The 11,940-nt window shown below is 36.7% G+C and carries 10 protein-coding genes; 3 read left to right on the top strand and 7 right to left on the bottom strand.

Going from position 1 to position 11,940, the window contains the following annotated elements:
- Positions 1-25: 25 nt before the first annotated feature.
- Positions 26-634 carry an SAM-dependent methyltransferase gene (locus BAU23_RS23710; RefSeq protein ID WP_001005656.1) on the bottom strand — a complete coding sequence of 203 codons (609 nt, stop codon included), beginning with the start codon at positions 632-634 and terminating at the stop codon, positions 26-28.
- 151 nt (positions 635-785) lie between these two features.
- Positions 786-1,901: a M20 peptidase aminoacylase family protein gene (locus BAU23_RS23705; RefSeq protein WP_000853502.1), complete on the bottom strand. Its 1,116-nt coding sequence runs from the start codon at positions 1,899-1,901 to the stop codon at positions 786-788.
- A gap of 266 nt (positions 1,902-2,167) precedes the next feature.
- On the opposite strand from BAU23_RS23705, the gene nhaC reads away from it, so the two are divergent.
- Positions 2,168-3,589: a Na+/H+ antiporter NhaC gene (gene nhaC / locus BAU23_RS23700; protein WP_000711536.1), complete on the top strand. Its 1,422-nt coding sequence runs from the start codon at positions 2,168-2,170 to the stop codon at positions 3,587-3,589.
- Here the strand turns inward: nhaC and BAU23_RS23695 are convergent.
- A complete protein-coding gene (locus BAU23_RS23695) occupies positions 3,578-4,849 on the bottom strand; it encodes a hypothetical protein (RefSeq protein WP_000972822.1) in 1,272 nt (423 codons plus the stop codon). The two genes, nhaC and BAU23_RS23695, sit on opposite strands and share 12 nt — an antisense overlap.
- A 92-nt stretch (positions 4,850-4,941) precedes the next feature.
- Here BAU23_RS23695 and BAU23_RS23690 point away from each other — a divergent pair, with 92 nt between their 5' ends.
- Both BAU23_RS23690 and BAU23_RS23685 read left to right on the top strand, forming a co-directional pair.
- Entirely contained in the window at positions 4,942-6,051 is a 1,110-nt protein-coding gene (locus BAU23_RS23690; RefSeq protein ID WP_071735252.1) for a mandelate racemase/muconate lactonizing enzyme family protein, read from the top strand.
- Between the two features lie 14 nt (positions 6,052-6,065).
- Entirely contained in the window at positions 6,066-6,761 is a 696-nt protein-coding gene (locus BAU23_RS23685) for a hypothetical protein (protein WP_000217536.1), read from the top strand.
- A gap of 141 nt (positions 6,762-6,902) precedes the next feature.
- On the opposite strand, the gene BAU23_RS23680 is transcribed toward BAU23_RS23685, so the two are convergent.
- The 4 genes from BAU23_RS23680 to BAU23_RS23665 form a co-directional block, all read right to left on the bottom strand.
- Positions 6,903-7,610: a M48 family metallopeptidase gene (locus tag BAU23_RS23680; RefSeq protein ID WP_071735250.1), complete on the bottom strand. Its 708-nt coding sequence runs from the start codon at positions 7,608-7,610 to the stop codon at positions 6,903-6,905.
- 95 nt (positions 7,611-7,705) lie between these two features.
- A complete protein-coding gene (locus tag BAU23_RS23675; RefSeq protein ID WP_071735249.1) occupies positions 7,706-8,224 on the bottom strand; it encodes a YehS family protein in 519 nt (172 codons plus the stop codon).
- A gap of 376 nt (positions 8,225-8,600) precedes the next feature.
- Complete coding sequence (locus tag BAU23_RS23670) at positions 8,601-10,619, bottom strand: GAF domain-containing sensor histidine kinase (protein WP_000947581.1); 2,019 nt, start codon at positions 10,617-10,619, stop codon at positions 8,601-8,603.
- Between the two features lie 184 nt (positions 10,620-10,803).
- Positions 10,804-11,793 (bottom strand): tRNA dihydrouridine synthase, encoded by a 990-nt coding sequence (locus BAU23_RS23665; protein WP_016128254.1) that lies wholly within the window; start codon positions 11,791-11,793, stop codon positions 10,804-10,806.
- Positions 11,794-11,940: the final 147 nt, after the last annotated feature.

The raw sequence follows: 11,940 nt of genomic DNA, 5'->3' as shown, positions 1-11,940 counted from the left end.
GCAGGTGCCTTGGCACCTGCTTTTTTTATAATCCTAATGTATAAACTAAAAATCTCTCATTCCCATTCTTCTCATAAGCACCCGGCAATCTAACCTCTCTCTTCAATTCAAACGCAGTCTGGTTCTCTAAGAAGAAAATATAATCTTCAGAAGGATAGTATAAAATGATATCTACTTCTCTCTCCGTTTCTTCTACCGAAAGTAAAATGTTATTTACTACGTTCATAAATACTTGGGCAGAAAATGGATTGAAGAAATAAAACCGGTTATCACGTGGATCAATCTCATATTCCTGCGCTAAACAGCATTCAAACCGAATTTTATCTTTACTGTTTCTCACTTTTCGCGCATAACGATCACGATTATCCATTGCTTCTTTATAAAACTCTTCATTCATTTCAATCCCAACGGCCGAAGCACCACACTTATGGTGCATGTAAAAGTTTAATCGTCCTTTTCCGCACCCAAAATCTACAACCTGGTCGCTACTTCTTATTTCATATTGATTCAATAACTCATCTAATCCGCTATATGGCGTCGGTTCATAACGGTGATAATGCATAGACTTATTAAATCCTTTTTGCTCGCCGACAGTTTTTATATTTAATACAGCATCGTAATATTGTTCGTTCATTCGTTTGCTCCTATTAAGAAATATTACTATTATTATACACCACGTACTGAATGCTCATTTTTATCAAATTAATTGGTACGCGAAATTATATTATCGCAAAATCGAATATATCGACTTAACAACAAATTCCTACAAAAAAAACAGGAGCTTTCTAGCCCCTGTTTTCTAATACTTTCAATACAGTTTGTTTCAATATTTCTACTCCATCCATTATGCAAGAATGGTCAAACTTCATATACGGATGGTGTAATCCAGGTTGTAGGTTTGCCCCTAGTCCAAGCATGACAGCTTTTAAATGTGGCCTCTTCACTGTGTAGTAATGGAAATCATCGCTTCCTGTCGTATACAGTGGTCCAGTACATCCCTCTTCCCCATACACTTCAAGAATACCTTTACGCATAAAGCGCTCAGCTTCTTCTGACACTTCAGCCCCTGGTGCAAGATCAATCCACTCATAAGAAAGTTTAGATCCCATTGATTCAGCTGACTGAATTACTTGCTCTATTTTTTGCTTTAATTCATTTAGTAATATGTTATTTTCTGCTCTTACATCTAAACTAAAATGTCCGTTACCTGGAATAATATTTAGATTATCACCACCAGCTTGGCATCTCGTCATCTTAACAGAATACGACGTCTGCGGTGGTAGCCATATATTTTTCAATCCAATATTAATCATCGTGATGACATCAATCGCATTTATCCCTTGATGCGGGCGTGCCCCATGTGCATCATCTCCGTGAATCAACCCTTCTAAAAATCCTGCTGCTCCGTGACGAATAGATGGGGCAGCTTGTTTCAAAGGCAGTTCTTCAATCGGCCTTAAATGAACACCAAATAAGAAATCAGCATCATCCACGGCGCCTTTCTCTACCATCTTTAAAGAACCATTTCCTTTTTCCTCTGCCGGTTGAAAAATAAATCTAACCGTTCCACTATCCCATCTCATATTTTTCAATTGTAAAATAAGACCCATTACAATCGTCATATGAGCATCGTGACCACATGAATGATTCGGTTTAAATTCTCCGTCTACTTCTTGCCATAGTGCATCCATATCAGCACGAATCGCAATAACTGGGTTCCCGCTTCCGATTTCAGCGATTACGCCTGGACAATCATCAAATGTTTTATATGAAATTCCTTCTTCTTTTAAAAAGTTAGTAATATACGCTGTCGTTTCATACTCTTTCCAACTCACTTCAGGGTTTTCATGCAAATGCTGAAAAATTTCCATTAAACGCTCTTGTAGTTCTAATGTTTTCAAAGCCACATTCTCCTTCCCAAATTACAAACCATTCAGGTTAATTATACTTATGAAAAACAGATGTTTTTATGAACATATTGAATTTTAAGAAAAAAGTCAATTATTTATTTTTAAATACTATCGACAACTCACTTTATACAGATAGAACATTCCTTATTTTCTGTTTTTTATTGACGCTTACATGTATTTTTAGTTATTATAACTTAATAAACGTCTATTTTGCGACAATTCTAAAAATACAAACATACATAATGAGGAGGCAGTTTATGAAAAAAGAAATACCTTTTGGCGTAGCAATAATCCCTATTATCATTACAGTTGCAGTTATGATGGTTACAATTGTTGTATTAAAACAAAGCCCTCACGTCCCACTTATTATCGGTACAACCGTTGCTTCTATCGTTGCCTGGCGTTACGGTTACAAATGGAACGACATTGAAGAAGCAATGTATAAAGGAATTCGCCTCGCATTACCCGCTATCGTTATCATTATTCTAGTAGGTTTAACGATCGGTGCTTGGATTGGCGGCGGAATCGTCGCAACAATGATTTATTACGGTTTAAATCTTTTAACTCCATCACTATTTTTAGTCTCAATTACAATTATTTGTTCTATTGTTGCATTAGCTATCGGTAGCTCTTGGTCTACAATGGGAACAATTGGTGTTGCAGGAATGGGCATTGGCCTAAGTATGGGAATCCCAGCTCCAATGGTTGCCGGTGCTATCATTTCCGGTTCTTATTTCGGCGATAAAATGTCACCGCTTTCAGACACAACAAACTTAGCCGCAGGATTAACAAATACAGATTTATTCACACATATTCGTCATATGTTATTTACTACAATTCCAGGTTTAATTATTACTCTTATCGTTTATGCGTTCTTAGGAAGAAGCTTTGGCGCTAACAATATTGATGCAAAAAGCATAGAGCAAACATTACAAGTATTGCAACAAAACTTTGTTATCTCGCCTTTCCTATTAATCATACCCGTAGTCGTTATGGTATTGGTCGCTAAAAAAGTTCCTGCTATACCAGCTATTCTTGTAGGTATTATTTTAGGATTCTTATCACAAGTCTTTATTCAAGGCGGTTCTGTCTCCGCATCTGTCGGTGCACTCCAAAATGGATTTGTCATAGACACTGGAAACAAGCTAGTAGACGAACTCTTTAACCGCGGTGGCTTAGATTCGATGATGAATACAGTTTCTATGACAATTGTTGCTATGACTTTCGGAGGAGTACTAGAACATACTGGTATTCTTCGCTCAATTGTAAATCAAATTTTAAAATTAGCGACATCAGCAAAAGGACTTATCGCTTCTACTATCGCATCTTGCTTTGCAACAAATCTTACTTGCTCTGAACAATATATTTCGATTGTTGTTCCCTCAAGAATGTACGCAAATGCATACACAGAAAAAGGACTACATTCTAAAAATTTATCCAGAGCATTAGAAGATGGCGGAACATTAACTTCTGTTTTCGTACCTTGGAATACATGTGGTGTATTCATACTCGCAACACTTGGAGTTGGCGCATTCGAATATGCTCCTTATGCTATATTGAATTTCATCGTACCTATTATTTCAATCATTTACGGCATAACTGGTCTCACAATTACGAAACTATCAGATATTGAAAAAGCAGAACTACTAAAAAAACAAAAGGCTCAACTAGAAGCTTAAAGATAACGGTAAATTCAGTTCATATATTGCGCGAGGGCGCCCTTGTTGATAGGGCATTTCCTCGCCGCAAATATGAGCATATCTATAATCAACTAGTTTCTTTAATAACCTTTCTGTTGATCGCCGAGTCACTTGTAAGTATTCAGAAAGATCTGCTGCTGTAAACTTCAATGACGGATGCGATTGACTAAATTGAATAATTTTTGACAAGTTTGCTGGACTAAGTTTCGTTTCCTTCGCTATTTTCATTAGTTCTGGGTTGTCATTCTTCAAACTTTGTACTCTCTGTTCTTTCGGGAACGGACCAAATAGTTCTTTATCACTTGTTAGTATATAAAAACAGTGGTCTATTGGATTATTCTTCGCGAAACCTTGAGCGATTTTAGCATTTTGCTCTGCTTCCTTCACAGTTTTTCCGTAACCAAATCCAATAGCTATCGTTCCTTCTATACTCGCAAATAAATTATTTATCATATTTGTTTTTATAATCGATTCAATATCACCACGAGTCGTATACAAAATGAACGTCATTTCATCAACTTTTTTAAATGAACCACGTAGTTCTTTTGAAATGACATCTAATTGCTCAAGCAAACCTTCTCGTAATTTTAAAGAAGAAATCATACAAGCACCAACAGTAGCTGAATGGCTTTTTGCTAACTCAGCTTTTATTTTCGCATCTTTTAACCCATGTATAATGGATTGCTTCGGATCTATCATACGCTCTGAAGGAATACCTATTTTTTGAAGTTCATCATAGACAGCGTGAATACTAGTTAAAGCTAAATGAGCATCTCCAGATTGATATTTAGCTACATGAAAATCAATAACTCTCTTTATCTCATCTTTACTCCAAAGCATATTTTCATAATCAAACACTTGTGGACTTTCTTTTATACCGATATCATGGAACACATTTATAATGAATGAGCGGTCTACTAAATCAATTGAAATTTTATGTGGTTGAATACGTTGGTGATACATGACAGAAAGAATGGAAGATGCGACAGTTGCCTCGTCTTGCTGTAAGTACGTACTTGGAATTCTTAATTGTTCTCTTATTTCTTTTGCCATATAATAAGGTAAAGCACCTGAGAAAAAGATGAAATCACAAGGCTTTAAACGCTTTAAAAGTTCCGAAGATTCCGCCGGATGAAGGTAAATATATGGATCAATCTCTATTTCTTCTAGTTTATGAGCAATAGGCAAAAGATTCTCCATAAACTCCTTTGAACCGACAACTGCAATTTTTATCATCATTTCTCTAACTCCTTATCATTAATTAACGACTATTTAACGTCAACTATATCAAATGTACAAAACTATTGTAAACAGGAAGGGGTCTCTACCCAATGAAAATTACAGCTATTCACCTTTATGCAATTCGTTTACCGCTTCGCGATCCGTTTGTTATTAGTTATGGTTCTTATTCTGATATGCCTTCTATTATCATCAAAATGGAAACAAATGACGGCGTTATCGGTTACGGTGAAGGCGTTGCTGATGATCACGTTACAGGCGAATCATGGGAAAGTACTTTCCATACTTTAAAACATACACTAGCTCCTACGCTCATTGGACAAAATCCAATGAACATCGAGAAAATACACGATATGATGGACAATACAATTTACGGTGTACCTACTGCGAAGGCTGCGATAGATATTGCTTGTTTTGATATAATGGGCAAAAAATTAAACCAACCTGTATATCAATTAATTGGCGGGCGCTACCATGAAGAATTTCCTGTCACTCACGTCTTAAGTATCGCAGACCCAGAAGACATGGCTGAAGAAGCTGTCTCTATGATTCAGAAAGGTTACCAATCTTTCAAAATGAAAGTCGGTACAAATGTAAAAGAAGATGTAAAACGAATTGAAGCAGTACGTGAACGTGTAGGAAGTGATATCGCGATTCGCGTTGATGTAAACCAAGGGTGGAAAAATAGCGCAAACACATTAACGGCACTTCGTTCATTAGGACATTTAAACATCGATTGGATTGAGCAACCTGTTATAGCGGATGATATTGACGCAATGGCTCATATTCGTTATAAAACAGACCTTCCGCTCATGATTGATGAAGGATTAAAAGGCTCTCGTGAAATGCGCCAAATTATTAAATTAGACGCAGCTGATAAAGTAAATATAAAACTAATGAAATGCGGCGGCATATATCCCGCTGTAAAACTCGCTCATCAAGCTGAAATGGCAGGCATTGAATGCCAAGTTGGATCCATGGTCGAATCATCCGTTGCCTCTTCTGCAGGATTCCATGTCGCTTTCTCGAAAAAAATCATTACGAGCGTCGAACTTACAGGACCATTAAAGTTCACGAAAGACATCGGGAACTTACATTACGACGTACCATTCATTCGCTTAAACGAAAAGCCAGGACTCGGCATTGAAATAAACGAAGATACATTACAAGAACTAATCGTCTTTCAAGACGTTGTACGCTAAAGGAGGACTAACACATGACAGTTCTATACGAAGGAACATTAAAACAAAATAACGATCCATTTCACGTTACATTACTATCTTTAGAACATATGGAACAAATTTTATCATTACAAAATGTTGTAGTTGAAGCATTAGAAGATAAAGGTCGTTTACAACCGCTCTCACTGGAAGAATTTCAATACATTCTAGAAGGAAACGGCATGATGATCGGTGCTTTTATCGAAAACGAACTCATCGCATTTCGTGCCCTGCTCGTCCCTCCTATTGATGATGAACATTTAGGACTTGATATTGGCTTATCAGAAAACGAACTACACCGCGTCATCTATCAAGAAATATCAAACGTTCATCCGAACTGCCGAGGAAATGGGATGCAAAAAATATTAGCCACAGTCATTATGGATGAATTACAAAAAGAAGACAGCAAATATGATTATGTTTGCTGCACCGTTGCACCTTTTAACATTCCTAGTTTAAAGGATAAATTTGCGCAAGGGATGGAAATTGCTGCATTGAAGGAGAAGTATGGTGGTAGTATGCGGTATGTTTTTGTGAAGGAATTGCGTGGGGATAAAGAAAACAATTGGACGGATATTAAAGATGTTCCGATGAGTGATGTTAGTGAAAAGCAAACGTTACTTTCAGAGGGGTATCGTGGATATGAGATGGAGAAAGTGGATGGAGATTTCGTTGTGAAGTTTGGACGATAGTTCCTACGCCCGACAAAAAGGAGATGTCTGCTGTGACATCTCCTTTTACTTTCTCCCCATTGAAAAATTCCTTGATAAATGAAATTATATCAACGGTTCGATAAGAAATATCGCTTTACCGACAAAAATCGATATTCCCTACTAAACCGTCATCTTCCAACTAGATAATGCTAACCAATTCTCCATTTCCTTATAATCAGGCATTATCTTCCCGACAAGGCGCCAAAAAGAGCGATCATGATTTAAATGAACCATATGGCACATTTCGTGAACGACTACATAGTCAATTACCCGCTGTGGCGCCATCGCTAACTTCCAATTGAATGTTAGCTGTAGATTTGAATCACAAGTTCCCCACGTACGACTACTATCTGTAATACGAATAGAACGCGGTTTTGTTTTAAAGTTATTTTGATGTGCTTTAATACTCTTCTCTACTAACGCCTTACACTGCTTATAGTAAAATCGTTTTAAAGCTTGTTGTATTTTCTCATCCTTAAATTCTTTCACATAAATATGTAGCTTATCCCCTTCAAACACCGCGTTATCTTGCTCTATACTTGCATCTTGAGAAATCTGTATCGGATATGTATGCCCTAAATACAGAAACCCCTCTCCTTGATCATAAGCCTTTTCCTGTGGACCACGCACTCTCTCCTGCATTTCCTTACGTGTTTTCTGAATCCAATCCCATTTCTCCTCTAACAATTGGACTAAGTATTCAACAGGCGTCCCTTTCGGAGCTTGCACCTCAACATTTCCGTAAGAATCTACAAAAAGACGCACGGACTTTTTCTTCTTATAAGTTATATGAAAATTAATTGTCTCACCTAAATATGTATGTACCATTTCATCACCTAGTGTATTATTTTTACAAATAAAAAAGAGTAGGATACAAACTTCCTACTCTACCTATTATATCATTTACCGTTTTAACGAACTTATTATCCTCTATACTTTACGCCTAATCCCTTAATGAAATTCCTTGCGTATCTATCGCCGCACTCTTTGTAATGCTTATGGCCTTTTTTTCTTAACAGAGCGCCTAACTCTCCTTTTGTTACCGTAACGCCTACGCTGTCTAATATATCAAGCACATCTTCACTCGTTAAAGATAGTGCTATTTTCATTTTCTTTAGAAGAAGGTTATTGGCACTCTCCTTGCTCTGTACAGGTGCCGGTTGCCCTGGTTTCGGATCTTGCTTCCCTCTTTTTAAAGTAATAAATCCATTTAAAAATGCCTCTAGCATCATCATGTCGCATGTTAATACGTACTCATCTTCGATTACATCATCATCTTCCGCTTCATGTTGTGGACTTCTCTTTACTTTTGTAAGCATATCAAGTACGTCCTCTTTCGTTACTTCCATCCCGCCAAGTTCAAAGATTTCTACCATATCTATATCTCTTATATCTAAAGCGTACCTTACTCTTTTTAATATATCGTTGTTGCTCATTGCCATTGTTTTTCCTCCTGAAATGTTGATTATAATAATGCTTTTAGCATGTGTAAATTAATGTCGTTAAGTTACTACTTTAACATTTTAGGGGGAGGTTTTGTAGTCTTAGGTGGATTAATGCTTTTGGGGATGATTTTAAAACATCAAAAAATAATGGGATAATCGTGCGAAACTACGGATGGGGATTTACTATTAATTAACACACTTGAAAATGGACTAACCTGATATAGGTTAGTCCATTTCTTTTTATGCAACTCTAATTTAGTGGGCAACTCAAACATGAATGTTACGCAAAATTCAGGTGAAATATATTGATTGTGTTTACTTAGGTTTTCCTTTTTATTTGTGGTACGGTTCACCGTAACTAATCTAAATAAGGTTATTGTTCATTATTTTCATAATTAAATTTAACAAAAAAGGTAGTGCCTTCCGATCCTGTTTGAATTTCTATTTTTGCATTATGACGGGCAGCAATGGCATAACATATGCCTAACCCCAATCCAGTTCCATTATCTTTGGTCGTGTAAAATGGAGTACCCAGTTTCTCTAATACTTCAGGCCTGATACCTTTTCCTTGATCCCGCACTGCAAGCACCACACAATTTTGACCTTCCTTGTAGGTACTAATGGTTAGAACTTTCCCTGTGCTCATCGCTTCTAAGCCATTTCGGTATAAGTTTATTAATAATTGCCGTATCTCATTACGATTTAAAAGTAATTCCGGAATGTCATTTGTATCGACTTGAATATATTTATTTTGATTATACGTATCAATTTTTATTAAAGGAATACTATCGTGGATAATTGAATTTAAATCGAACATCTGCAAATCTGATTTCCTTGTATTACCTATTGAGAGAAATTCAGTAATAATAGAATTGGAACGGTCAAGTTCTTCAATCATTAAATTAAAGTACTTATTATGTTTCTCATAGATGCTCTCTTCTTTTAATAACTGCAAAAATCCTCGTACTGTTGTCATTGGATTTCTAATCTCATGGCTGATACCTGCTGCCATTTGCCCTATTAAATCTATGTTGGATAACCTCTTCAATTCCTGCTCATATCGCTTTTTTTCCGTTATGTTTTTAAAAATACAACAAATACCATCATCATACGGGTATGCAATAACTTCGTGCCAATATTCATCAGAGGTAGAGAGAAATTCGAAATGAACTGTAGTTCGCTCTGACATTGCACGATGAAATTCCTTATACATGACTGTGTCGACGCTACTCGGGAAAACTTCCCGTATATTCTTGCCTAATACATCTTTTGCTGTTTTTCTTTGTGGAAAATATTGATGCTTATTTACGTACGTAAATTCCCATTTATTATTCAAAGTAAAGAATCCATCCGTAATACTTTCAATCACACTTGTAACTTTTTCATTAGCAGTAGCTAGTTCTCTCGTTCGCTCTTCCACCATGCTTTCAAGTCGATCCGTATATAACAAGTTTGAAAACGTAGGAGCTGTAGCATCAACGATAGATTTTGCCAGTTGAATTTGGGAATTATCGTAATTGTGAGCTTTTCCCTCTTTACCAACGACGATTACCCCTAATACTTCTCCCATTGAAACCAATGGAATCATCAGTAGACCCTTACTATCTATATTTTTTGTTTGAATAACCTCTTGGATCTTGGCTTCATAGCTTTTCTCCATCCAATACGCTTCTGCCCAATCACAGTCCTTGCTTAACTTCGTTGTTTTAATCGTCGTTTTGTCTAGCGGGTCTAAAAGGTGGATAGCCACGTTTTTACTCTCTAAAATCTGTCCTAAGTAAAAAAAACATTTATCAAAACTTTCCTGTATCGAGGAACACATTGATAAATCACGGGTAACATTTAGTAACAGCTGCTTCTCGGCAATGAGGTTTTCCTTTTGTGTTAAATTATTTGCGTTTTGAATTGCGACCGCAGCCATATTTACATAAGCTTCAACACTCTGAATTTCTGAATCTGTTAAGTTCATTGGAGTTCCATAATCAAATAAAAAAACCAGACCAAATAACTCTTGCCCAAATGAGATAGGCAGGGCTAATAAGGACTTAATTTTGAACGCATCAACTGGTCTCGGGTCCGGCCGATTATCCTTTGAGGTATCAGGGATATAGATGGTTTTTTTTGTTTCAATAACTTCTTTTGCTAGTAAATCTATTTCAGGATCAATTACCTGAGTATCAATCGTTACGCCACTTATGGTCTCTGGTTTTCCTGCAAACCCTCTAAATGTTCCATCTTCCTGAGGTAAATAAATTCCAACAGCGTTGCACCTAACAATCTCCTCTGATATCGCCATTGTTACACGCTGCAATACTTCACGTAGTTCTAATTTTGTATTTATTATCTTTGTTATATTCGCGAGCCTAGAATATCTCGTCTGATCACTTAACATTCACATAGCCTCCAAGTTATAGGCATAATAAAATAAACATGATAATATCAGTGAAAATCAAGACCAACCCGCCATTTTCGATTTTCTCCTGTATTCTTTTCTTACTCTTGTTTTACATAGAATACCTCACTTACTTATGATACAGTTCACCTTAATTAAAATGAAACAGTGTAACTTTCAAAAGTTACACCGTTTCACTATTTTCTACCACATCAACGCTCGCCTCAAACTTATCAAGCAACGCACGCACTTCATCAGTTGATTTCGTGCTCATTAATTGATTTCTTAGTTCAGCAGCTCCAGGGAAGCCTTTTACATAAATTTTGAAGAAGCGGTGAAGCCCTGTGATAGAGCGTGGTAATACTTCTGCATATTGATCTTGAAGATCAAGCTGCAGTCTTAGAAGATCAAGGTGTTCTTTACTACTATGCTCTCTTGGCTCTTTTTCAAAAGCAAATGGATTTTTGAAGATACCTCGTCCGATCATAACTCCATCAATACCGTATTTTTCAGCAAGTTCCATTCCAGTTTGACGGTCAGGAATGTCTCCATTGATTGTTATTAACGTATTTGGTGCAATGCGGTCACGTAATTTTTTAATTTCTGGAATTAGTTCCCAGTGCGCGTCTACTTGGCTCATTTCTTCTCTTGTGCGTAAATGAATAGAAAGGTTCGCAATATCTTGTTTGAAAATGTGCGTTAACCAATCCTCCCACTCACTTAACTCTTTAAAGCCAAGTCGTGTTTTTACGCTGACAGGTAGTCCGCCTGCTTTTGCTGCTTGAATAAGTTCTGCCGCAACGTCTGGACGTAGAATAAGGCCACTACCTTTTCCTCTTGATGCTACGTTCGGTACAGGGCAGCCCATATTAATATCGATGCCTTTAAATCCTAACTCTGCCATACCAATACTCATCTGACGGAAATATTCAGGATTATCTCCCCAAATATGTGCCACTATTGGCTGTTCATCTTCTGTAAAAATTAAACGGCCACGTACACTTTTCATACCTTCTGGATGACAATAGCTATCCGAATTTGTAAACTCTGTGAAAAATACATCTGGACGACCAGCTTCGCTTACTACGTGACGGAAAACAACATCTGTCACATCTTCCATTGGTGCAAGTACGAAAAACGGTCGTGGTAAATCATTCCAAAAATTATCTATCATTTCAAATTCAAATCCTCTCAATATGAATACAATTTCAAACTCTCAATTTATAATTTGTAAAAATCAGCAATATTTATTTTGACTAAAAGCGTTGCTGAATGGTATTTTTATAAACCAAAAAGCAGGTGGTATAGATTTTTTCTATAT

The organism is Bacillus nitratireducens (assembly GCF_001884135.1).
Lineage (GTDB): Bacteria > Bacillota > Bacilli > Bacillales > Bacillaceae_G > Bacillus_A > Bacillus_A nitratireducens.
The sequence above is the reverse complement of the archived record's forward strand: the minus strand, read 5'-3'. Positions and strand labels throughout refer to the sequence as shown.